This window comes from Sphingomonas sp. Y38-1Y, assembly GCF_032391395.1.
Classification (GTDB): domain Bacteria; phylum Pseudomonadota; class Alphaproteobacteria; order Sphingomonadales; family Sphingomonadaceae; genus Sphingomonas.
The window spans coordinates 2,759,917-2,781,353 of sequence record NZ_CP135916.1; the positions used below are offsets into that span (position 1 = coordinate 2,759,917).

At 68.7% G+C, this 21,437-nt stretch carries 21 protein-coding genes; 11 read left to right on the plus strand and 10 right to left on the minus strand.

The features are described 5' to 3' along the window. Positions 1-147 precede the first annotated feature (147 nt). The 3 genes from RS883_RS13200 (at position 148) to RS883_RS13210 (ending at position 3,858) form a co-directional block, all read left to right on the plus strand. Positions 148-1,041: an aldo/keto reductase gene (locus RS883_RS13200; RefSeq protein ID WP_315760642.1), complete on the plus strand. Its 894-nt coding sequence runs from the start codon at positions 148-150 to the stop codon at positions 1,039-1,041. Positions 1,042-1,129: 88 nt separating this feature from the next. Next, entirely contained in the window at positions 1,130-3,475 is a 2,346-nt protein-coding gene (locus RS883_RS13205) for a PAS domain-containing protein (RefSeq protein WP_315760644.1), read from the plus strand. Then, positions 3,472-3,858: a response regulator gene (locus tag RS883_RS13210; protein WP_315760645.1), complete on the plus strand. Its 387-nt coding sequence runs from the start codon at positions 3,472-3,474 to the stop codon at positions 3,856-3,858. Before RS883_RS13205 ends, RS883_RS13210 begins: the two co-directional genes overlap by 4 nt. Here the strand turns inward: RS883_RS13210 and RS883_RS13215 are convergent. The 3 genes from RS883_RS13215 to RS883_RS13225 all read right to left on the minus strand — a co-directional run bounded on the left by RS883_RS13215 (position 3,844) and on the right by RS883_RS13225 (position 5,466). Next, complete coding sequence (locus RS883_RS13215; RefSeq protein WP_315760646.1) at positions 3,844-4,548, minus strand: Crp/Fnr family transcriptional regulator; 705 nt, start codon at positions 4,546-4,548, stop codon at positions 3,844-3,846. The genes RS883_RS13210 and RS883_RS13215 overlap by 15 nt on opposite strands. A gap of 196 nt (positions 4,549-4,744) precedes the next feature. Next, positions 4,745-5,239: a PIN domain-containing protein gene (locus RS883_RS13220; protein WP_315760647.1), complete on the minus strand. Its 495-nt coding sequence runs from the start codon at positions 5,237-5,239 to the stop codon at positions 4,745-4,747. Continuing rightward, a complete protein-coding gene (locus RS883_RS13225) occupies positions 5,239-5,466 on the minus strand; it encodes a type II toxin-antitoxin system Phd/YefM family antitoxin (RefSeq protein ID WP_315760648.1) in 228 nt (75 codons plus the stop codon). The genes RS883_RS13220 and RS883_RS13225 overlap by 1 nt, the downstream gene beginning before the upstream one ends. Before the next feature lie 196 nt (positions 5,467-5,662). Here RS883_RS13225 and RS883_RS13230 point away from each other — a divergent pair, with 196 nt between their 5' ends. The 7 genes from RS883_RS13230 to RS883_RS13260 all read left to right on the plus strand — a co-directional run bounded on the left by RS883_RS13230 (position 5,663) and on the right by RS883_RS13260 (position 12,807). Beyond that, positions 5,663-7,030 (plus strand): cation:proton antiporter, encoded by a 1,368-nt coding sequence (locus RS883_RS13230; RefSeq protein WP_315760650.1) that lies wholly within the window; start codon positions 5,663-5,665, stop codon positions 7,028-7,030. 63 nt (positions 7,031-7,093) lie between these two features. Beyond that, positions 7,094-8,539, plus strand: a complete 1,446-nt coding sequence (locus RS883_RS13235; protein WP_315760651.1) for an alginate export family protein — start codon at positions 7,094-7,096, stop codon at positions 8,537-8,539. Positions 8,540-8,575: 36 nt separating this feature from the next. Next, on the plus strand, positions 8,576-9,955 hold the full coding sequence (locus RS883_RS13240) for a DUF6311 domain-containing protein (RefSeq protein ID WP_315760653.1): 1,380 nt from the start codon (positions 8,576-8,578) through the stop codon (positions 9,953-9,955). 185 nt (positions 9,956-10,140) lie between these two features. After that, positions 10,141-10,677, plus strand: coding sequence for a CarD family transcriptional regulator (locus tag RS883_RS13245; protein WP_315760654.1), 537 nt, complete (start codon positions 10,141-10,143; stop codon positions 10,675-10,677). A gap of 117 nt (positions 10,678-10,794) precedes the next feature. After that, the gene (locus tag RS883_RS13250; protein WP_315760655.1) at positions 10,795-11,499 is read left to right on the plus strand and encodes a head GIN domain-containing protein; all 705 of its coding nucleotides are present in this window, start codon (positions 10,795-10,797) and stop codon (positions 11,497-11,499) included. A gap of 55 nt (positions 11,500-11,554) precedes the next feature. Beyond that, positions 11,555-12,241 (plus strand): head GIN domain-containing protein, encoded by a 687-nt coding sequence (locus RS883_RS13255; protein WP_315760656.1) that lies wholly within the window; start codon positions 11,555-11,557, stop codon positions 12,239-12,241. A gap of 68 nt (positions 12,242-12,309) precedes the next feature. Next, positions 12,310-12,807, plus strand: coding sequence for a lipocalin-like domain-containing protein (locus tag RS883_RS13260; RefSeq protein ID WP_315760657.1), 498 nt, complete (start codon positions 12,310-12,312; stop codon positions 12,805-12,807). 3 nt (positions 12,808-12,810) lie between these two features. Here the strand turns inward: RS883_RS13260 and pdeM are convergent, their stop codons facing one another. From pdeM to RS883_RS13285, 5 genes are all read right to left on the minus strand, one after another. Beyond that, positions 12,811-13,473, minus strand: a complete 663-nt coding sequence (gene pdeM / locus RS883_RS13265; RefSeq protein WP_315760658.1) for a ligase-associated DNA damage response endonuclease PdeM — start codon at positions 13,471-13,473, stop codon at positions 12,811-12,813. 76 nt (positions 13,474-13,549) lie between these two features. After that, positions 13,550-14,530: a retroviral-like aspartic protease family protein gene (locus RS883_RS13270; RefSeq protein ID WP_315760659.1), complete on the minus strand. Its 981-nt coding sequence runs from the start codon at positions 14,528-14,530 to the stop codon at positions 13,550-13,552. A gap of 63 nt (positions 14,531-14,593) precedes the next feature. Next, positions 14,594-16,933 carry a ligase-associated DNA damage response DEXH box helicase gene (locus tag RS883_RS13275; RefSeq protein ID WP_315765139.1) on the minus strand — a complete coding sequence of 780 codons (2,340 nt, stop codon included), beginning with the start codon at positions 16,931-16,933 and terminating at the stop codon, positions 14,594-14,596. Positions 16,934-17,001: 68 nt separating this feature from the next. Beyond that, entirely contained in the window at positions 17,002-17,907 is a 906-nt protein-coding gene (locus RS883_RS13280) for an AraC family transcriptional regulator (RefSeq protein WP_315760660.1), read from the minus strand. A 46-nt stretch (positions 17,908-17,953) separates the two neighbouring features. Then, positions 17,954-18,145 (minus strand): hypothetical protein, encoded by a 192-nt coding sequence (locus RS883_RS13285; protein ID WP_315760661.1) that lies wholly within the window; start codon positions 18,143-18,145, stop codon positions 17,954-17,956. Positions 18,146-18,237: 92 nt separating this feature from the next. On the opposite strand from RS883_RS13285, the gene RS883_RS13290 reads away from it, so the two are divergent. Beyond that, entirely contained in the window at positions 18,238-19,236 is a 999-nt protein-coding gene (locus RS883_RS13290) for a ligase-associated DNA damage response exonuclease (protein WP_315760662.1), read from the plus strand. Positions 19,237-19,430: 194 nt separating this feature from the next. Here the strand turns inward: RS883_RS13290 and RS883_RS13295 are convergent, their stop codons facing one another. Next, a complete protein-coding gene (locus RS883_RS13295) occupies positions 19,431-19,742 on the minus strand; it encodes a hypothetical protein (protein WP_315760663.1) in 312 nt (103 codons plus the stop codon). A 24-nt stretch (positions 19,743-19,766) separates the two neighbouring features. Next, the gene (locus RS883_RS13300) at positions 19,767-21,278 is read right to left on the minus strand and encodes a L,D-transpeptidase family protein (RefSeq protein ID WP_315760664.1); all 1,512 of its coding nucleotides are present in this window, start codon (positions 21,276-21,278) and stop codon (positions 19,767-19,769) included. Positions 21,279-21,437: the final 159 nt, after the last annotated feature.

The following is a 21,437-nucleotide window of genomic DNA, read 5'->3' on the forward strand; positions in this document are numbered from 1 at the left end:
CCAGTTGCAAAGGCTGTCGTTGGCAAGCGCTGCGCACGCTTACCTCGGCTTTCCCGACTGGGCCCCCGCCTCCGCCGGGGCACATGCTCCTTGGAATGCCCCCCGCTCCCGATTGAAGCCGCCCGACGATCATGATTAGGAACGGCGATGACCCACCTGATCCCCGACCGCCAGCCACGCCCATTGGGACGCAGCGACATCGCCGTCTCGCCGATCGCGTGGGGCATGTGGCGGCTTGGCGGCAGCGTCGCGGCGGTGCGCGGCTGCATCGATGCCGCGCTCGACGCCGGCATCACGCTGTTCGATACCGCCGACATCTATGGCTTCGGCTCGCCGATCGGATTCGGTGGGGCGGAGGCGCTGTTCGGGCGGGCACTGGCCGAGGACGCGTCGCTGCGCGACCGGATGGTGATTGCGACCAAGGGCGGCATCACCCCGCCCCGCCCTTACGACTCCAGCGCCGCTTATCTGGCCGCCGCCTGTGACGCTTCGCTCGCCCGGCTCGGGATCGACGTCATCGACCTGTACCAGATCCACCGCCGCGATTTCCTGACGCACCCACAGGAAGTCGCCGGCGCGCTGACGCGGATGGTCGAGGCGGGCAAGGTCCGCGCGGTCGGCGTCTCCAACCACAGCCCGGCAGAACTCGCCGCGCTCCAGCGCTTCCTCGACCTGCCGATAGCCTCGACGCAGCCGGAGTTCTCGCCGCTGCGGGTCGCGCCGCTTTATGACGGCACGCTCGATCAGGCGATGGCGGAGGACATTGCGGTGCTCGCCTGGTCGCCGCTTGGCGGCGGGCGGCTGACCGATCCCACGCATCCGGTCGCCGCGCTGCTTGCCGAACAGGGTGCCGCTTACGGTGCCGACCCGGTGGCGGCGGCGCTCAGTTGGGCGATGGTGCATCCGGCGCGGATCATTCCGATCGTCGGATCGCAAACTCCGTCGCGCATCCGTGTCGCCGCCGACGCGCTGCGGATCGAATGGACTCGCGATCAATGGTATGCGGTGCTCCAGGCGGGGATCGGCGAGCCCCTGCCATAAGCTGCCGAGTATCTGGAGTGGACGCGCTGTTGTTTAAGCCAATCGACCTCGCGAAATATCCCGTGCGCGGTTCGCGCGTTACAGCGCCATGAACGGATCCGCCGCCATCCTGATCGACGCGCTCGACCGGCGCCCCGCGCGCGCGGCCGACCATGCGGTGGAAGCGCGCATGCTCTCGTCGCTGGCGCACGACCTGGCCGAGCAACCCGACCATGTGCTCGAACGTCTAACCCAATGCATGGTCGATGCCGGGATCGCCGGATCGGCCGGGATCAGCCTGCTGGAAGGCGACCGCTTCGTCTGGGAAGCGCTATCGGGTCAATGGGCGGGCTATCGCGGCGGCACGATGCCGCGCGATGCCAGCCCCTGCGGCCGCGTGCTCGATCACGACGCGCCGCTGTTCCTGATCGATCCGCAGTCGACTTACGCGGGTCCGGTGCTCGACCCGCCCGCGGCCGAGATGCTGCTCGTGCCTTTCCACCTGGAGGGGCGGCCGGTGGGAACGCTGTGGGGCATCGCACATGACGGCGACCGATGCTTCGACCGTGAGGACCTGCGCCTCTTGGAGAGCCTGTCGCAGTTCGCCGCCAGCGCGTTCCTCATTCGACAGCGCAGCCGCGAGCTCCAGCGCAGCCGCGACCTCCTTCAAGGAACGATGGACGCCTCCACCGACATGATCCAGGTGTTCGAGGCGGTGCGCGACGAAGGCGGAGCGATCGTCGACTTTCGCTGGCTGCTCAACAATCACACCTCCGAAAGCCGATATGGCGAGGTGCGCGGCGAAAGCCTGCTCGAGCGCAATCCCGGCGTCGTTGTCGAAGGCATTTTCGACACGTTCAAGCGCGTGACCGAGACGGGCGAGCCGAGCGTTCGCGAGCGACATTATGTCCACGAGCAGTTCGACGGCTGGTTCCTGCAGAGCGTCGTCAAGCTGGGTGACGGGATCGCGACGACCACCAAGGAGATCGGCGACTGGAAACGCGCCCAGGCCGAGGTGCTGCGGCTTCGCGACGAGATCGCCAACGACCGGCTGCAGGAAAGCGAGGCGCGGCTGCGCCGCTTCGGCGAGGCATCGCGGGACGTGCTGTGGATCCGCGATGCCGGGACGTTGCAGTGGGAGTATCTGACCCCCGCGTTCGAGGCGATCTATGGCCTTCCCGTAGCCCGCGCGATCGCGACGCCGGGGATCGACCGCTGGATCGATCGGATCATGCCCGCCGATCGCGATCAGGCGCGCGCCGTCATCGCGCGTGCCCAGCGCGGCGAGTCGGACAGTTTCGAGTATCAGATCCACCGCCCCGACGGCGAAGCGCGCTGGCTTCGCAGCACCGTCTTCCCGATCCGCGGCAATGACGGCGCGGTGCAGCGCATCGGCGGGATCGACCAGGACATCACCGGCATCAAGGAAGCGCAACACCGGCTGGAAGAGAGCGAGGAGCGGCTGCGCAGCGCCATGGAAGTCGGGCGGCTGGGCCTCTGGGACTGGAACATCCGCTCCGGCCGGATCAGTTGGTCCGACGAGCATTTCCGCATGGAAGGATATGCGGTCGGCGAGGTCGAGCCAAGCTATGAGGCATGGCTCGCCGGCGTGCATCCCGAGGATCGCACCGAAACCGAGATGGCGCTGCTCGGCGCGATGGCGCGACACGAGGAATATGCGCGCGAGTTCCGCTCGCTCCACCCTGATGGATCGGTTCGCTGGCTGTCGGCGCGTGGTCGCTTCACCTATGGCGAGGACGGCAAGCCCGAGCGGATGGTCGGCGCGATGGTCGACCTGACCGAGCGGCGGGAGGCCGAGGAGCGGCAGCGGCTGCTGCTCGGCGAATTGCAGCACCGGGTGCGCAACATCCTGGCAGTCGTCCGCTCGATGGTGCGCCGCACGCACGAGGCGGACCAGTCGGCGGAGGAGTTCGTCCAGCATCTGGAGGGGCGGCTCGGCGCGCTGGCGCGGACGCAGGTGCTGCTGACGCGAGCGGTGGATGCGGGTGCCGACCTGGAATTGCTGGTCCGCGACGAGCTTGCCGCGCAGGCCGCCGATTTCGACCGCATCGACCTGATCGGCGCGCGCGTGCTGCTGCCGCCGAAGGCTGCCGAGGTGCTGACGCTGGCGGTACACGAATTGGCGACCAACGCGCTGAAATACGGCGTGTTCGCGCGGGAGAGCGGGCGGCTCCGGATCGAGTGGCGAGTGGTGTCCCAGGCCGAGGAGCGGCGCCTGGAACTGGACTGGCGCGAGACGGGGCTCGATCTCGACACCCGCATGGCACCGCGCGAGGGGTTCGGGACCGAGCTCATCACCCGCCGCGTCCCCTATGAGCTGCGCGGTGCGGGCAGCCTGACGATCGAACCGGAGGGCGTGCATTGCCGGCTGGACGTGCCGCTCGATCCGCGAAGCAGCATGCTCGAAAGCAATGGCGGGAGGCACGGATCGTGAGCGCAGAGCACCCAGGCGCCCTCGACGGCGTCGACGTGCTCGTCGTCGAGGACGAATTCTATCTCGCGGCCGAGGTCAAGGAACTGGTCGAGCGGGCGGGCGGCGGCGTCGTCGGGCCATTCGCGCAGGTCGCCGCCGCGCTCGCGGCAATGGCGGCGGCCCGGCCAGATTGTGCGATCGTCGACGTCAATCTGGGCGAAGGCGTGACGTTTGAACTGGCCGACGCGCTCGTCGCTCAAGCGATCCCGTTCGCGTTCCTGACCGGCTATGACGCGTCGATGCTGCCCGCCCGTTTCGAGGGAACACCGCGAATCGAGAAGCCGGCGGAGCTGCCGGCGATCGTCGCCGAACTCCGCCGCCTCGCCTCGTCAGGCGGCGCTTAGATAGGTGCGGTCGAACTCGCCCGCCGCGGCGAGCGCGTCCCAGTCAAGTATCTCGATGCTGTCGCGCGCAACCGACACCAGCCGCTCCTCGCGAAGGCCCTGAAGCGTGCGATTGACGTGGACGGAGGTGAGGCCGAGCGCGTCGCCGAGTTGCTCCTGTGTCATCGGCAGTCGATAGCGCCGCCCATCCGACTGATCGAGCGTGCGATACCGCGTTGCCATCTCGCAAAAGAGATGCGCCAGTCGCGAGCGCGCGGGCCGCTGGCCGATGTTCACCAGCCACTGCGCGACGATGCCGCTGTCGAGCACGCAGCTTCGCCAGAAGGCGGTGGCGATCTCCGGATGCTTGAGCCCGATCGCGCGAAGATCGTCATGCGCGATCTTCAGCACCGTCGAATTGCACAGCGCGGTCATCGCGGTCGTGACGTGCGGCACGATCACCGTCTGAAGGTCGATGACCTCACCAGGGATATAAAGCGCGACGATCTGCCGGCGTCCGTCGCCCGTCTGGCCAAAGCGTCCGACCAGCCCTTCCGCCACGAGGCTGGCATGCTCTACATGCGAGCCCACCTGGATGAAGTCGGTATGCGCCCGCACCTCCTGGCGCTGCGCGGGCAGCGAGAGCAGCGCGTCGCGCGCCTCCGCCCCGATCGGCGTATGCGACTCGAGCCGCTGGACGAACAATGACATGGCAGAATGGTTCGAGGGATAGGGCATGCGCAGGTCCATTCATGCTCACGCCGCGCGGAGCATCCGCCGCCGTGTCGTCGCACGATAACTCAAGCTGGTGAAGCCCACCCTTACCTGCGCTAAGGTGCTGGCAGGAAACGTTCGCGCGATACACGCGCGCGATGAACCGAGATGTTCGTCCATAATCCTGCCACGGTTACCCGCGGATGAACAAGTTGCGCAGCCAGAGCGGTCCACTGCGCGTGGCGGCGCGCCAGTCCCCTTCCTCTTCCGGCAGCGCCTGATGATCCGCCGGATCGAGCAGGCGCATCTTGACGCCCCGGAACGCCGCACGCTCGCGCGTGACCAATGTCAGCCCGTGTTCGATCGCCGTCGCCGCCAGCAGCGCGTCGCGCGTTTCGGCCAGCGCCACCATCGCCCGCCGCCGCGCGACCGCGGCATCGAGCGGGAGAATGTGGCCGTCGAACGCGGGGATCAGCCGCTCGTCGATCCAGCGGCGCATCTTCGCACCCGCAGCCTTGTCGGTGCGCGCGGCCCGGGCCGCAGCGCCCTCGATCTCGACCAGGCTGATCGCCGAGAGGAACAGTCGCTCGCGCGGCGTCGCGTTCGCCCAGGCGACCAGTCGCGCGTCGGCGCCACCGCTCTGCGCCAACCGCAGTTCCAGGACGAGCGGCGTGTCGAGCAGGAACATCAGCAATCCCAGCGATCATGCGTCGGCGCCTCGACCGGGACGGCGTCGGAAAGGCCCAGCAGGTCGACGATCGACTCGCGTCGCCCGCTCATCGCGCGGAACGACTCGATGCTCATCAGCACGTGCGTGGGTCGGCCGCGATCGGTGACGAAGACGGGCTCGTCGCGCGAGAGTCGCTTCGCGGCGCTCACATCCTGGTTGAACTGGCGGCTCGTCAGAACCTTCATCGCGTACCTACATCGCTACATTGTTGGCGCTATCATGTAGGTACGTTGCTACCCTGTTGAGGCCGCGCAACACAAGTGCCGCCATCGCCGGAAAAGTGAACGAGGCGCGTCGGACGCCTATTGCCGAGCGCCCCCAACCTGTTGTTGCTGCCATCAAAGCGCGGGCGCCAAAGCGCCGCGCCGCGGGGGAGGAACGATGATCGAATTGCTCAATCAGGGCTGGTCGGCATTGGGTGACGTGCTCAATCCCCACGGGCCCGCCGTGAACGCCGCCGCGACCTATGCGCCCGGCGATTTCAGCATCCACTTCTTCCTCCAGCTGGCGATCATCATCGCGGTCTGCCGGCTCGTCGGCTGGATCGGCCAGCGTTTCCTGCATCAGCCGCAGGTAGTGGGCGAGATGATCGCTGGCGTGCTGCTCGGGCCGTCGCTGTTCGGCATGCTCGCCCCCGAACTCCAGAATGCGATCTTTCCGAAGGAAACGCGCAACGTCCTCTATGTCGGCGCGCAGCTCGGCGTCGGGCTGTACATGTTCCTGGTCGGGCTGACGCTCCGCCTCGATCATTTCCGCACCAAGGCGAAGAGCGCCGCGGGCGTTTCCGCGGCCGGGATCGCCGCACCGTTCGCACTGGCGGCCCTCATCACGCCGTGGCTGCTCGGCGTACCGGGGCTGTTCACGCCGGGCATCAGCACCAGCAACGCGACCTTGTTCATGGGCGCGTGCATCGCCCTCACCGCCTTTCCGATGCTGGCACGGATCATCAACGAGCGCGGGCTCGCCAATTCCTCGCTCGGCACGCTGACGCTGACCGCCGGCGCGTTCGACGATGCCGCATCCTGGTGCGTGCTCGCGGTCGTGCTGGCGACGTTCGGCGCGGGGCCGGGCGTCGCGGTGATCGCGATCGTCGGCGCGGTGCTCTATGCCACCTTCATGATCGTCTGGGGCCGCCGCCTGCTCGTGCCGCTCGGCCGCGCGGTCGAGGTCGGCGGCGAGATGTCGCATACCGTGCTCGCGATCACGCTGGGACTGTTCTGCCTATCGGCCTTCCTGATGGATGCGATCGGCATCCACGCCATCTTCGGCGGCTTCCTCCTGGGCGCCTGCATGCCGCGCGGGCTGTTCGTCGCCGAGCTGAAGCGCAAGGTCGAGCCGGTCGCGGTCGTTTTGCTCCTGCCGATGTTCTTCACCTATTCGGGGCTGAACACGCGCATGGACATGGTCAATTCGGTATCGCTGCTGGTCGTCGCACTCGGCATCCTGGCGGTGTCGATCCTCGCCAAGTTCGGGGCCTGCTATGCGGCTGCGCGGCTGGCGGGCGAGGATAATCGGACGGCGCTGGGCATCGGTGCGCTGATGAACTCGCGCGGGCTGATGGAGCTCATCATCATCAACATCGGCCTGCAAAAGGGCATCATCGGCCCGACATTGTTCTCGATGCTGGTGCTGATGGCGATCGTCACCACCGTCATGGCCACCCCCTTGTTCGAGGCGGTGTACGGCCGCCGCGCCCGCCAGTCGGGCGAGCTCGAGCGCCTCGACACGCGCGAGTTCGCCGCCGCCTGATCCATCCCCCGCTCGCGCCGGCCTTCCTGCGAGGGCCGGCGCATCTTTTTGGGGCCCTTCCAGATGAAGCACCTACTTGCCGCAGCCGCCGGGCTGCTGGCTGCCGCCCCCCTGTGCGCGCAGGACATCAAGCCCGCAATCGAAGCGCGCCTTCGCTACGAGCATGTCGATCAGGATGGTCTGCCCCGCCCCGCCGATGCGGTGACGCTCCGCGTTCGCCCCAGCCTGACGGCGGAGCACGGCCGCTGGTCGGCGCTGGTGGAGGGTGAAGCGGTGGTGGCGCTGGTCGACCGCTACAATGACGGGCTGAACAGTCGCGGCGGCTACCCGACCATCGTCGATCCCGAGAATTTGGAGCTTAACCGCGCGCAGCTCCGCTATGCCGCGCCCGGGACCGCGGCGACGCTGGGCCGTCAGCGCGTCGCGCTCGCCGACGAGCGGTTCGTGGGCACCGCACCGTGGCGCCAGAGCGAGCAGACCTTCGACGCCGCGCGCGTGCAGCTCGGCAAGGAGGCGGGCCTGCGTCTCGACCTCAGCTACGCGCGGGCGGTGTGGACCGTCTATGGGCGGAACGGCGAAGGCGCCCGCCCAACCAGCATCGGCGGCGACAATCTGTTCGCGCTCGCCAGCATCGGCGGGCCGCGCATGACGCTGTCGGGCTTTGCCTATCTCGTCGATCAGAACGCGGCGCCGGTGCAGGGCTTCCGCCTGTCGAGCCAGACCTATGGCGCGCGGGTGGCGGGCAAGCTGCCGGTCGGCGCGGACCTCTCGCTCAGCTACGCCGCAACACTCGCGCGGCAGAGCGATCATCATCGCAACCCGAACGACTATGCCGCGACCTATTGGCTTGCAGAAGCGACGCTGACGCGCGGCGGCTGGTCACTGGGCGGCGGGCGAGAGGTGCTGGGCGCCGACGATGGCACGCCGCTGACGAGCGTCCAAGCGCCGCTTTCATCCGCATTCAAGTTCAACGGCTGGGCCGGCAAGTTCACGACCACGCCGCCCGATGGCCTGCGCGACCTGTACGCGACGCTCGGCCATGGCTGGAAGGCGGCAGGCCCGTTCGATGCGATCGCCCTGTCGGCGGCATGGCACCGCTTCGACAGTGACCGGCTGGTGCGCCCTTATGGCGAGGAACTCGACCTGCTCGCGACGGTGAAGCGCGGGCGCACGCTGGTTTCGGCGCGCTGGGCGCACTACCGTGCCGACGGATTCGCGACGGACACCGACAAGCTGTGGTTGCAGGTGGACTGGAGCCGCTTAAGCTGCGACCGAAATCGGGTACGCCGCGTTAACCACAAAGCAGGCTCGCCATGCCAAAGCGGCCGGATGGCCCTCACTTTGCGCCATTGGCTGATCCTCGCGCTGATCCCGGTCGGCCTGTACCTTGCGCTGTTCGATCCCGTAACGCTCGACCCGACGCGCGTGGGCTGGCTGATCCGCGGCACCGACAATGGCGAGAATGCGCTGGGGCTGCACGCCTTTCTCAACGATCCTGCCGGCGGGTGATGGCCGCGCACGACGTTGCTCAACGCGCCCGACGGCGTGACCTTGCTGTTCACCGACAGCAACCCGCTGGTCGCACTGCTCGCCCGCCCCTTTGCGTCGTGGCTGCCCACCGAGTTCCAGCTCGTCGGGCCGTGGATCCTGCTCTGCTTCGCGCTGCATGCGTTGTGCGCAGTGCTGCTGCTGCGCGACCATGCGCCGAGTTTCGTCGCGCTCTGGTGCGGCGTGGCGCTGTTCCTCCTGGTGCCGACGCTCGCCAATCGGTTCGTCCATGCCAAACTGATGGCGCACTGGCTGATCCTGTGGGGGCTGTGGCTGTTCCTCGACACGCGGCGCGCGGGCGACCTTCGCTGGTGGGCGGCGCTGATGATCGTCGCGGCGCTGGTCCACAACTATCTCCTGTTGATGGTCGCCGCGATCTGGGCGAGCACGATGCTCGAGCGGTTCGTTCATGGTGATGCGGGGCGACGCGTCCGGCTCGTCACCGGCTCGGCGGTGATCCTGGCGGTCGTCGCGCTCATCGCCCGCGCGCACGGCGCTGGCGGCAGTTTCGAGGTGACCGGCTCCTACGGCGCGTTTGCGATGAGCCTCGACGCGCCCTGGAACCCCGGCAACGCCAGCTATTCGACCTTCCTGCCCGCGATCGAGCAGCGCCAGGGGCGCGGGTTCGAAGGGTTCCAGTATCTCGGCCTCGGCCTGTTGATCCTGATCCCGATCGCCATGGTCACCCGCATCGCCAAGGGTCGCGCCTCCTCCGACCTCGGCCGCCTGGTGTGGCTGGCGCCCGCGCTGATCGTGCTCACCGCTCTCGCGATCACGCCCGCAATCGACATCGCCGGGCAGAAGCTCCTGCGCCTTCCCATCCCCGCTGCGTTTGCGCCCGCGCTCGACATGGTGCGCGCGTCCGGACGGTTGTTCTGGCCCGTCGCCTACGCGCTGGTGCTCGTCACCGTCCGGCTGGTCTTTCGCCTCCGCCACGATCGCGCGACGCTGGTGCTGGCGAGCGCGACGGCGTTGCAGCTCCTCGACCTGTCGGGACTGCTGCGCGCGGTCCATGCCGCCAGCGCCGACCGGCGGCCGACCTATGTCCGCACGCCCTCATCCGAATGGACGCGCCTGGTCGCCGCGGTCGACGACGTGACGCTTGCCCCGGCCGACGCGATCGCCGACCTTCAGCTCTATCAGGAGATCGCCTGGCGCGCGGCGTCGGCGCGAAAGCCCATACGCCACGTCTATGCCGCTCGTACCGCGATGGCGACGCGCCAGCGGCTGATGCGCGAGGATCTGGACGTCTCGCACGGCCGGCTCCAGCCGCGCCGCCTCTATGTCCTCCTTCCCGGCACGCCCGTCCCGGACGGCGCTGCCCGGCGGCTTCGGACGGTCGACGGCATCCGCGTGATCGCGCCCGAAAAGCGCTGACCGGCGCGAACGCTGGCAATTTTATTGCGGCTGTGTTAAAGCGCCGCGACGGAGACGAAGACTCGCTTCCGCCTCTCGGAGACGCACTCAAATTTGGCCCGACCATCGCTGTTCGTCTGCCAGCGACATGCGCTGGTGTCTCAGCGCTCCTAACGGGTCAAGGGTCCACGGAAAGGTTTGTAAGAATGGCTGCCAAGGCGCTGTCCTTCGACGTCGGTGATTACGTTGTCTATCCCAAGCATGGCGTCGGTCGCGTCATCGAGCTGCAACGCCAGGAAATCGCGGGCATGCAGCTGGAGCTCTATGTGCTCCGCTTCGAAAAGGAGCGCATGACGCTCCGCGTCCCCACCAACAAGGCCGAGAGCGTCGGCATGCGCAAGCTGTCGAGCGACAAGACGCTCAAGGAAGCGATGGAGACGCTGAAGGGCAAGCCCAAGGTCAAGCGCACCATGTGGTCGCGCCGTGCGCAGGAATATGAGGCAAAGATCAACTCGGGCGACCTCGTGTCGATCGCCGAGGTGGTCCGCGACCTGTTCCGCGCCGACGACCAGCCCGAGCAGAGCTATTCGGAGCGCCAGATCTTCGAGGCCGCCGCCAGCCGCCTCGCGCGCGAACTCGCCGCGATGGAAGAGGTCGACGAGCCCAAGGCGCTCGAAAAAATCCTGGACGTGCTGCGCAAGGCTGCGGCGATCCACAACAAGGACAAGGCCGAGGCGGCCTGATCGCCTCATCCTTGATCGAGGACGAAGGGGAAGCGGGCGACCGCTTCCCCTTTTTCGTTGCGGCTGGGGAATGCCGGGTGTATTAGTTGCGCAATACAGAAAATGAGGGAGTTACCCATGCGCTTCACCGCTCTTCTGCTCGCAATTCCGCTTGTCGCATGCGGCGGCGGCTCCGCGGATGCCGGCGGCCAAGGGCCGCGCGGCGAGCGCAGCTATAAGCTCTCGGGCTTCACGCGTGTCGTCAACGCCGCCCCGGCCGAGGTGCGCATCACCACCGGCGGCGGCTTCGACGTGGTCGCCAACGGCAACCAGAAGCTTCTCGACCGGCTGGAGATCGACGTCGTCGACGGCACGCTCCGCATCCGCACCAAGAAGGACGGCTGGAACTGGGGCAATAGCGGCTCGGCGACGATCGAGGTGGCGATGCCGCGGATCGAGGGCGCGAGCATCGTCGGCGCGGGCGACATGACGATCGACCGCGGCACCGGCAACTTCGCGGGCGAGATTTCGGGCGCCGGCGACCTGACGATCGGGCGGGTCGAAGGCGGGAACGTCAGCCTCAACGTCTCGGGCGCGGGCGACGTCGCGGCGGCCGGCACCGCGCAGACGCTCAACGCCACCGTCGCGGGCGCCGGATCGGTGCGCGCCAAGGAGCTGACCGTCCGCTCGGCCGATGTCGAGGTGGCGGGCGCCGGCAGCATCAGCGCGACGGTCGATGGCGACGCGCGCGTGTCGATCGCCGGGCTTGGCTCGGTCGACCTTGGCCCGCGCGCGAAATGCACCGTCAGCAAGTCGGGGCTCGGCAGCGTCACCTGCGGCTGATCGGGCGGGCGATTGGGCGCTTGCGCGGGCGCCGGATGAGGTGCGATCAGGAAGCATGCACCGCGCCCTGATCGCCCTCGTCCTCACCCTCCCCTCGATCGCCCAGGCCGAGGAGCGGCGGGTGATGGTGACCAGCTTCGAGCGCGTCCGCGTTGAGGGGCCCTTCGTGGTCGAGATCCGCACCGGCGCCAGCCAGGGCGCGGTCGCGCGCGGCGATGCGCGCGCGCTCGACGGCCTCGACATCCGCGTCGAGGATCGGACCCTGGTGGTGCGCGCCAGCCCCAATGGCTGGGGCGGATGGCCCGGCGACCGCAGCGAAGCCGCGACGATCGCGGTGACGACGCCGCGCCTCACCGATCTGACGCTGACGGGCGCGGGCTCCGCGAGGGTCGACACGATGAAGGGCCTGGAGGTCGCAATCGCGCTGACCGGCTCTGGCCGGATCGAGGTCGCCCGGGTCGAGGCCGACCGGCTGGACGCCGTGATCGCGGGATCGGGCGGCCTCGCGCTCGCCGGCGCCGCGCGCACCGCCCGCCTGACCAGCACCGGCGTCGGCAGCATCGATGCCGAGCGCCTGTCGGTCCGCGACCTGACGCTCCAGTCCGAAAGCGCCGGTGACACGCGCGCCGCCGCCAGCGAAACCGCACGCGTGCTGGCAAGCGGAACGGGCAGCGTCACCGTGACCGGGAACGCCGCCTGCATGGTCGGCGGATCGGCGCCGGTCAAGTGCGGGCGCAACTAGATTTCGAGGATCGGGCGTTCTCAACCCGGCCGAGCGGGCTAGAGTCGGGGCTTTGCCGGAGATTGGTCTTGACCGTCCGTACCGCAGCGCTCGCTGTCGCCATCGTCCTCGGCGCCTGTTCCGTTGAGGCACCGAGCGCCAAGCCGAACCAAGTGCTCGGCACCTGGCGAATGGTGTCGGCGACGATCGATCCCGATGGCCGCAAGGCGCCCGCTTACGGCGCACAGCCGAGCGGCATGCTCGTCTTCACGCCCGAGATGCGCTATATCGAGGTGCTGACCGCCGGCGGTGAGCCGCCTTTCGCCTCCAACGCGCGCGGCGAAGGGACCGATGCCGAGAACCGCCGCGCGATGGCGACGAGCATCGCCCATTTCGGCACCTACACCGTGGACGGCAACGGCGTGTTCACCGGCAATCGCGTCGAGGGCGCGACTTTTCCCAACTGGGTTGGCAACGTCCGCACGCGCAAGGAACTGACGCTCGTCGTCGAGGGCGATCGCATGACCGAGCAGTTCCAGCGCCCGGACGGCACCCGGATTGCAATCATCTTCGAGCGCGTGCGCTAGCGCTCAGGCCGCCAGCGGGAACCGCAGCAACCGCCCGCCCGCCGTCACCAGCGCCTGCGCCCTGCCCCCGACCACGCGCATCAGTTCGGGGTGCGTCGCGTCGAGCCCGCCGGTGAGCGAACCGAACGCCGGCAGCACCAGCTTGGTCGCGGTCGCGACGAAGCAGCGACGGGCGACCAACCGGCCGCGAACCGCGACGCGCAGCTTGGGATGCCAGTGGCCCGACAATTCGGGCGCCGCCTCACGCGGGTCGGCTTCGTGGCGGAGCACAAGGTCGCCGATCCGCGCCTCCGCCATCACCTCGCCCCCGCAGCGGTCCACCATCCCGGCGTCGTGGTTGCCGGTAATCCACACGAAGCGCCGGGCCGCGGTCATCGCACGCAACCCCGCCTGCACCGCCGCCGGCAGCCGCTCGCAGCCCGCCGCATCGTGGAAGCTGTCGCCCAGGCACCAGATCTCCGCCGGATCGCACGCCTCGACCACTTCCTCCAGCGCGGCGAGCGTGGCGAAGCTGTCATAGGGGGGCAGCATCTGCCCGTGCTTGGCGAACCAGCTCGCCTTTTCGAAGTGCAGGTCGGCGACCATCAGCGCGCGGCGCGCGGGCCAGAACAGCGCGCCCTGAGGCATCGCGGCGAACGCATGGCCGGCGAACGAAAACGGAACCATGGGGTCGCTATGCCGATGCTCGAAGCGGTGGGCAAGCCTGAGCGGTGGCAGCGTCAGCCAGCCGCAGCACGGCCGATCAGGGCATCATCCGCGCGGCGACGCCGGGCGGACGATTGCCGCGCGGGAGCAGGAACCGGACCTCGCGATTGGGAAAGTCGATCCGCACCTGTCGGAACAGCTTCATCGCATCCATGCCCAGGAACAAAGCGGGCTTGTCGTCGAGCTTCAAGCGGCGGAACGGCGGCACGTCGGCGAACGCGACGGGCAGCGTGTTCACCTCGACCCCGCCCACCGACATGCGCGGCACCACGCGATAGTCGGCCTGGATCATGCCGCCGGTGACGCTCATGATCCGGATCGGCAGACCGACCTTGGCCTTTTGCTCGACCAGCCGAAGCAGCGCGGTGTTGCCGACGCTGACCGAGGTGCCGGTATCGAGCACGACGTTGATCTTCTTGCCCGCAAAGCGCGCATCGGTGACGATCAGCCGGCCCATCATCGACTTGGCGGTGACGACGATCTCGTCCGGCGCGGCGCTGCGCTGGCGGCGGCGCGACTTCTGAACGTGCATGACGCTCTGATCGAAGTCGATGAGCAGCGCATTGTCCGCCAAGCTGTCGAGCCCCACGAGGCCGTCGGCGCCCAGATGCGGTCCCTCCAACTGCGGCGCCTCGATCGCCGCGCGGCGCGGGACGGCGTCGATCTCCAGCGAGGGGATCCGGACGGTCGGCACTGGCACGACGCCGGTCATCGCGGCGATGTTGACGACGGGTCCGGGCGCCAGGCCGAGCGAGGTCGCGACTTGGCGTGAGATGACGGTGCGCTCGGCACCGGTGTCGATCACGAACTGGAACGGGCCGGCGCCGTTGACGCGCACGGGCACGCGCATCCGCTGCTCGTACTCGGCAAAGGCGAGGAGTTCGGCGGGATCGACCGGCGTGACCACGCCCGCCCCGGGTGCGGTCGGGAGCGGCGGCACCACCACCTGCGGCTCACGCGCCGATGCCGCGGCGGAGAGCGACAACAGGAGCGCGAGCGAGGCGCGGGGGTGCAGCATAACCGCAGCATAGCATGCGGCGAATGGGGGCGGAAGGTGGACGAGCTGCCCCGACCCTCCGCTTCAATCCAGCCGCATCGCCTCGTTCGCCAGCACCTCCGCCTCGGCGAGCAGGTCGTCGTCGACCGACCCCTGCGCCACCCGCTCGCGGCCGATCAGCACCAGCACCGGCACCGCCAGCGGGCTCACGCGATCGAGCTCGACATGCACCATCGTGTCCGCCGCGCGGTCCAGCAGCCCGGCCAGCCGCCCGACATCGGTCATCCGCGCCCGCGCATCCTCCCACGCCGCCTGGAGCAGCAGATGCCCCGGCTCGTACTTGCGCAGCACGTCATAGATGAGGTCGGTCGAGAAGGTGACCTGCTTGCCCGTCTTCTTCTTGCCCGGGTGCTGGCGCTCGACCAGCCCGCCGATCACCGCCACCTCGCGAAACGCGCGCTTGAGGAGCGCCGATCCCTGCACCCACTCGACAAATTCGTGCTCCAGGATGTCGGGCGAAAACAACGCCGCCGGGTCGGTCACCGGCTCCAGCCCATAGCAGGCGATCGCATAGTCGTTCGAGACGAAGCCCATCGGCTTCAGCCCCATCGCCTCCATCCGCCGGGTGATGAGCATCCCCAGCGACTGGTGCGCGTTCCACCCTTCGAAGCTATAGGCGACCATGTAGTGCCGCCCCTCCCGCGGGAAGGTCTCTACCAGCAGCTGGCCGGGATCCGGGAGCACCGACCGGCGGTCCTGCACCTCCAGCCATTCGCGCACGTCGTTGGGAAACCGCGGCCACTCGCTCCGGTCATGGAGGAAGGTGCGAACGCGATCGGCAAGGCTCGTCGACAGCGGCATCCGCGTGCCGACATAGGTGGGGATGCGCGCCGGCTTGCTCGTCGCGCGGACGAGCAGGTCGAGCTGGTCGATCCGCTCCACCTCCAGCGCCATGCCCGCGAAGAAGAAGGTGTCGCCCGGCGATAGCGTCGCGGCGAAATACTCCTCGACGGTGCCAAGGCTCCGGCCATTCTTGAACCGCACGCTCAGGACTGGCGCGTCGACGATGATGCCGGCATTCAGGCGATGCTGCGTGACGAAGCGCGGATGGCTGACGCGCCACAGCGCGTCCGGCCCCTTCGTCAACCGCTTGAACCGGTCATAGGCACGCAGCGCATAGCCGCCATCGGCGATGAAGCCGAGCACGCGCTCGAACGTCTCCGCGGTCAGAGCCGAATAAGGGAGCGCCGACTGCACCTCCGCCAGCATGTCCGCGGCATCGAACGGCTCAGCACAGGCACACGCCATCAGATGCTGCGCGAGCACGTCGAGCGCGCCGGGGCGGAACAGGTCGGGGTCGAGCTCACCTGCTTCGACCGCATCCAGCGCCGCGCGCGCCTCAAGATATTCGAATCGATTGCCGGGGACGAGCACCGCTTCGGACGCCTCGTCCAGCCGGTGATTGGCGCGGCCGATCCGCTGGAGCAGGCGCGACGACCCCTTGGGCGCGCCCATCTGGATCACGCAGTCGACGTCGCCCCAATCGACGCCCAGGTCCAGGCTGGCGGTCGCCACCAGCGCGCGTAGGCGACCGTCCGCCATCGCCCCCTCGACCTTGCGCCGCGCCTCGACCGCCAGGCTGCCATGATGGACGCCCATCGGCAGGTTGGCGTCGTTGTTCTTCCACAGGTCCTGAAAGATCAACTCGGCCAGGCTGCGCGTGTTGCAGAAGACGATGGTCGTCCGGTGCGCCTCGATCTCCCGCATCACCTGCGGCGCGGCATAGCGGCCCGAATGACCCGACCACGGCACGCGATCCTCCGGCAACAGGATCGAGATGTTCGGATCGGCGCCCGGCTCGCCCTCGACCAGCGTCACCGCGTCGATGTCGCCATCGGGCGCCAGCCAGGCTCGATAGCCGTCGGGATCGGCGACCGTCGCCGACAGCGCCACCCGGCGCAGCGCCGGAGCATAACGCTGAAGCCGAGCGAGGCACAGCGCGAGCAGGTCGCCGCGCTTGCCCGTCGCGAACGCATGCACCTCGTCAATGACGACGGTGCGCAGCCCCGCGAACATCCGTGGCGCATCGGGATAGCTCAAGAGAAGGCTGAGCGATTCCGGGGTCGTCAACAGGATGTTGGGCGGCTTGGCACGCTGGCGGGCCTTACGATCGCTGGGCGTGTCGCCCGTTCGCGCCTCGACACTGATGTCGAGCGCCATCTCCTCTATCGGTGTCAGCAGGTTGCGGCGAACGTCGATCGCGAGCGCCTTCAGCGGCGAGATGTAGAGCGTGTGCAGCCCCTCGGCCGGCGCCTCGACCAGTTCGGCGAGCGTCGGAAGGAAGCCCGACAGCGTCTTGCCCGCACCGGTCGAGGCGACCAGCAGCGCGTGCCGCCCTGCCCGCGCGGCCGTCAGCATGTCCATCTGGTGCCGCCGCGGGCGCCAGCCGCGCGCGGCGAACCAGTCGGCGATGGTGGCGGGAAGCTGCGGCGTCACGCCAGCCAGGGTATGCGCTCCCCGGCGCGGCTCGCCAGCTCGTATTTTCGGCGCTGGCGCGATTCGAGCGCGAGATTGAACAGCGGCGTAGACGCGCGCTCGAACGCGGTCGGCGTCATGCCGGTGAAGTGGCGGAACTCACGCACCAGGTGCGACTGGTCGTAGAAACGGAGCGCCGCGAGCATCGCCTCGTCCGGCACCGCGATCCCGCGCACCGTCGCCGCCATGTCGAGGAACCGCGCGCGCCGCAGGACGAGCTTGGGCCCCATGCCGAAGCCCGCCTGGATCCGCCGGTCGAGCGTCCGCGGCGTCGTCCCGACCTCGCGCGCCAGTTCGGCGACGGAGCGGGTGGGATCGAGGTGGACGCGCTGGTCGAACCGCTCGGCGATCGCGTCGATCTCGCCAGTGCCGAGCCTGATCCAGTCGCGAACCACCGAATTGAGCGCGGCAAAGGTCCTGGCATGCGACCAGGGATCGTCGCCCGCCTGCGCCAGCCGATCGCCGATCGGCCCCGACACGCGCTGGACCCGGTCGGCGAGATCATGATGATCGATGCCGGTCAGGCTGCGCCACGCGCCCGGCAGGATCGCGAAGCCGCACATCGCGAACGACCCGCGCACGCGCGCGCGGAACGGGCGGGACTGCGCGCCGAACAGGACCGGCCCGGCATAGGGGTGCCACCCGCCTTCCTCCAGCGTCTCCCACGCGCCCGTCAGCAGGATGCGGACGAACCCCGTCTCGCTGACGATGAAGTCCTCGAGCACCGCCTCTTCCGGCTGCTCGACGATGGTGATGAACAACCGTGCGATGTGGCGCGCCAGGTCCGTATCGGGCGCGAGGTTGATCGAGACCGGGTGGCCGCGCTGAGTCTGGCCGGTTCGCGCGACGAGGGGGGACGGCATCGCCCGATGGCTATCGGCGCGAGGTGCGACGTGCAAACGGCCGGAGTCAGGGGTTGTCGCGCGCCGCATCGTCGCGGTTCTGCTCGTCGTACATCCGGTGCGTCGCCGCCTCCGTCCGTTCGATGTCATGCTTGCTGGCGCCGCGATTGCGCAGCATCGCCCACGCGATCACCGCGGCCAGTACGATCGGGCCGACGATCACCATCACGCCCCAGATTCCGCTTTCATCGAAAAACATGGGTGCTCTCCCGTTAATCAGGTGCGGCCAACGCGCCGCCGAGGCGTTTCGATCCGCTTGCGCAGCCGGGCACCCCGCCCCACATCGTTCGAATGGCTGCACCCGGACGCTGGATCGACCCCCGCCGCGAGGGCATATACATCCCCGCCGCCGATGCCTGGATCGACCCATCGCAGCCCAAGCCGCGCGCGCTGGTGACGCATGGCCATGCCGACCACGCACGCGGCGGGCATGGCGAAGTGTGGGCGACGCCGGAGACGCTGGCGATCATGGCGGCGCGCTATGGTCCGCAGAACGGCGTGCCGGTGGCGTATGGCGAGAGCGTGCGACTGGGCGAGGTCGAGGTCGGCTTTGTGCCCGCGGGCCATGTGCTCGGCTCCGCGCAGATCATCCTCGACCATGCCGGAGAGCGGGTGGTGGTGTCGGGCGACTATAAGCGGCGCCCCGATCCCACCTGTGCGCGGTTCGAACCCGTGCCGTGCGACGTGTTCGTGACCGAGGCGACATTCGGCCTGCCCGTCTTTCGCCATCCCGAAACGCGCGACGAACTCGCCAAGCTGGATGCCGCGATCCGCGCCGAGCCCGACCGCTGCGTGCTCGTCGGCGCCTATGCACTCGGCAAGGCGCAGCGTGTCATTCGCGAGCTGCGCGACATGGGGCATGACGATCCCATCTATCTGCACGGCGCGCTCCAGCGGCTGTGTGATCTCTATGTCGAGCATGGTGTCGACCTGGGCGAGCTGCGCCCGGTCGCGGACGCGAGCAAGGACGACCTACGCGGCCGGATTGTGATGGCGCCACCCTCCGCGCTCAACGATCGCTGGTCGCGGCGCCTGCCCGACCCGATTACCGCAATGGCGTCGGGCTGGATGCGCGTGCGCCAGCGCGCGCGGCAACGGCAGGTCGAGCTTCCGATCATCCTGTCCGATCACGCCGACTGGGACGAGCTGACGACCACGATCCGCGAACTCGGACCCCGTGAGGTGTGGGTAACGCACGGCCGCGAGGACGCGTTGGTCCACTGGTGCGCGATGCACCAGATCAAGGCGCGGGCGCTCGATCTGGTCGGCTTCGAGGATGAGGACGATTAATCGTCATTCCTCCTCTGGAAGGGGAGGTGGCAGGCCGAAGGCCTGACGGAGGGGTAAGTCGCGAGGTAGCGTTTCCGAGGCGACTGGGTCCACCCCTCCGCCATGCTGCGCATGGTCCCCCTCCCCCTCCAGGGGAGGATTTGGGCACCCGCCAAAACTGATCGTGCTCCCGCCTGCGCGGGAGCACCGTGCGCTTACTGCTCCTCGGCGGGAACCGCTTCCGCCTCGTTGCTGCCGCGCTGGACGCGGGCGGTCATGCCGGTCGCTTCGGCATCGTCGATCATCTGCTCGTCCTCGGCGATCTTCGGCGCGGGCGCGGTCTCGAAGGTCGGGGTGGGCGACGGCGTCGGCGTGGGCAGCGGCTCCGGCGTCGGCAGCGGCTCGGGCTCGACCATCGGCTCGGTCAGGTTGGCGTCGGGGCCCTCGGGCGCGGCCACTTCGGGCTCGCCCGAACAGGCAGCGAGCGCGAGCGGCAGGATGGCGAGGGCCGGAACGAAACGACGCATCGGGGAGTGTCTCCTTGGGAAAGCTTAGCGGCTGGCGATCTGCATCGCCGACCGGTTCTCGATCTTGTCGGCGAGCTTGGCGTCCCAGCCATAGGGATCGTCGCGGAAGTTGATCTGGCCGTTCCCGCTGGCGAACGCGGTCCAGTAGAGGAGATAGACCGAGACCGGCGTGTTGAGCCGCGCGCGCACCGTCTTCGTCGATCCGGTGACCTGCTCGTCGATCGCCTCAGGGCTCCATTCGGGCACGTCGCGCAGCAAGCGCTTGGCCAGCAGGTTGGGCTTCTCGAGCCGGATGCAGCCATGGCTCGCCAGCCGGTCGAAGCGCGAGAAGCCGCCCTTGGCCGGCGTGTCGTGGAGATAGACCGCGAACGGATTGTCGAAGTCGAACTTGAAGCGGCCGAGCGCGCTGGTATCGCCCGACGCCTGCTGAAGCCGCGCGCTGTCGCCTTCGCCGATCACCCGGAAACCGTTGGCCTTGAGATAGCCCATGCCCTTCGGGAACAGCTCGCGCTTGGCGATGCCGGCGGGCACGTTCCACGGCGGATTGAGCACGACCGAGTGGATGCTCGACTGGAGCATCGGCGTCTCGCCGCCACCGGGCTTCCCCGTCACCGCCTTCATCGACATGACCGGCTGATCGCCCTCGAACACCGTCAGCACCGCCGCGGCAATGTTCACCTGAATGCGGTCCTTGGGCAGCTGATCGGGTAGCCACCGCCAGCGCTCCATGTTTGCCATGATCTGGCGCACGCGCGTCGCCACTGGCACGTTGAGCGCGCCCAGCGTCCCGGTCGAGACGACACCGGTGGGATTGAGGCCATAACGGCGCTGCGCCCGCTGGACGGCGCTCCGCAGGCCCTCGTCATAGCTGTCGCTGCTCGCCGACACGCTGCTGTCCTCGATCGCGAGCCGCTGGCGCAGCGCCGCGACGCGTGCGCCCTTGGCGCCCAGGCCCATGTCGGGACCGGCCGGGATCGACTTCCACCCGCCATTGGCGGCGATCTTGCGATAGGTGGCAAGGCCCGCGCGCAGTCCCTCATAGCCCGCCCAAGGCGGCGGCAGCTCGGCGAACCACTGCGCGACGCGGTCGCTCTTCACCGCCTGCACGAACGAGGGATAGGGATCGTACGCCTGCGGCCGAAGCGCCCAGTCCTCCTGGAAATCGGTCGCCTCCAGCCGGCCCGCGCGCACCGCATGTGCATGGTCGAGCGCCGCGCGGACGAGCGCGTCGTTGTCGGCGGGCGCCGGAGGGGTCCGGCCCGAGAAGCGCAGGCCCTGATCGTGGCTGTCCTTGCCGAGCAACTGGGAGAGCAACGCCGCCTGCTCGCCCGACAGTCGCGGCAATACGCGCTGCGTCAGGCGCGGCGGCACCGGCACCGCGGGCACCTGCACGGGCGCGGCCTGCGTTGCCGGCGCCGTATCGGTCTCGGGCACGATATCGGCGGGCAGTAGCGATTCCTGCGCCTGCGCCGTTCCCGCCAGCATCGTCGCCGCACCCAGCATCACGCTCAACCGAATCATCGTCTTGCCAGCCATCCACTCGCCTCAGCATCGGCGCCGATACGCGCGCCCTGATCCCTTCCACATAGCGACTGGCGACGCGCGTCGCAAAGGCGAACGGGCAAAAGCGGTGCAATTCTTGCAACCTTCGTTGCATGGAACGGGAGACTTTCGTCATCCCGGACCTGATCCGGG

Excerpts from the sequence above, each read along its gene's own strand:
- RS883_RS13300 (WP_315760664.1), bottom strand. The coding sequence starts at position 21,278 with ATGGCTGGCAAGACGATGATTCGGTTGAGCGTGATGCTGGGTGCGGCG.
- RS883_RS13215 (WP_315760646.1), bottom strand. The coding sequence starts at position 4,548 with ATGTCATTGTTCGTCCAGCGGCTCGAGTCGCATACGCCGATCGGGGCG.
- RS883_RS13225 (WP_315760648.1), bottom strand. The coding sequence starts at position 5,466 with ATGAAGGTTCTGACGAGCCGCCAGTTCAACCAGGATGTGAGCGCCGCG.
- RS883_RS13245 (WP_315760654.1), top strand. The coding sequence starts at position 10,141 with ATGGCTGCCAAGGCGCTGTCCTTCGACGTCGGTGATTACGTTGTCTAT.
- RS883_RS13275 (WP_315765139.1), bottom strand. The coding sequence starts at position 16,933 with ATGGACATGCTGACGGCCGCGCGGGCAGGGCGGCACGCGCTGCTGGTC.
- RS883_RS13270 (WP_315760659.1), bottom strand. The coding sequence starts at position 14,530 with ATGCTGCACCCCCGCGCCTCGCTCGCGCTCCTGTTGTCGCTCTCCGCC.
- RS883_RS13290 (WP_315760662.1), top strand. The coding sequence starts at position 18,238 with ATGGCTGCACCCGGACGCTGGATCGACCCCCGCCGCGAGGGCATATAC.
- RS883_RS13220 (WP_315760647.1), bottom strand. The coding sequence starts at position 5,239 with ATGTTCCTGCTCGACACGCCGCTCGTCCTGGAACTGCGGTTGGCGCAG.
- RS883_RS13295 (WP_315760663.1), bottom strand. The coding sequence starts at position 19,742 with ATGCGTCGTTTCGTTCCGGCCCTCGCCATCCTGCCGCTCGCGCTCGCT.
- RS883_RS13200 (WP_315760642.1), top strand. The coding sequence starts at position 148 with ATGACCCACCTGATCCCCGACCGCCAGCCACGCCCATTGGGACGCAGC.
- RS883_RS13255 (WP_315760656.1), top strand. The coding sequence starts at position 11,555 with ATGCACCGCGCCCTGATCGCCCTCGTCCTCACCCTCCCCTCGATCGCC.
- RS883_RS13235 (WP_315760651.1), top strand. The coding sequence starts at position 7,094 with ATGAAGCACCTACTTGCCGCAGCCGCCGGGCTGCTGGCTGCCGCCCCC.
- RS883_RS13280 (WP_315760660.1), bottom strand. The coding sequence starts at position 17,907 with ATGCCGTCCCCCCTCGTCGCGCGAACCGGCCAGACTCAGCGCGGCCAC.
- RS883_RS13205 (WP_315760644.1), top strand. The coding sequence starts at position 1,130 with ATGAACGGATCCGCCGCCATCCTGATCGACGCGCTCGACCGGCGCCCC.
- pdeM (WP_315760658.1), bottom strand. The coding sequence starts at position 13,473 with ATGGTTCCGTTTTCGTTCGCCGGCCATGCGTTCGCCGCGATGCCTCAG.
- RS883_RS13285 (WP_315760661.1), bottom strand. The coding sequence starts at position 18,145 with ATGTTTTTCGATGAAAGCGGAATCTGGGGCGTGATGGTGATCGTCGGC.
- RS883_RS13230 (WP_315760650.1), top strand. The coding sequence starts at position 5,663 with ATGATCGAATTGCTCAATCAGGGCTGGTCGGCATTGGGTGACGTGCTC.
- RS883_RS13250 (WP_315760655.1), top strand. The coding sequence starts at position 10,795 with ATGCGCTTCACCGCTCTTCTGCTCGCAATTCCGCTTGTCGCATGCGGC.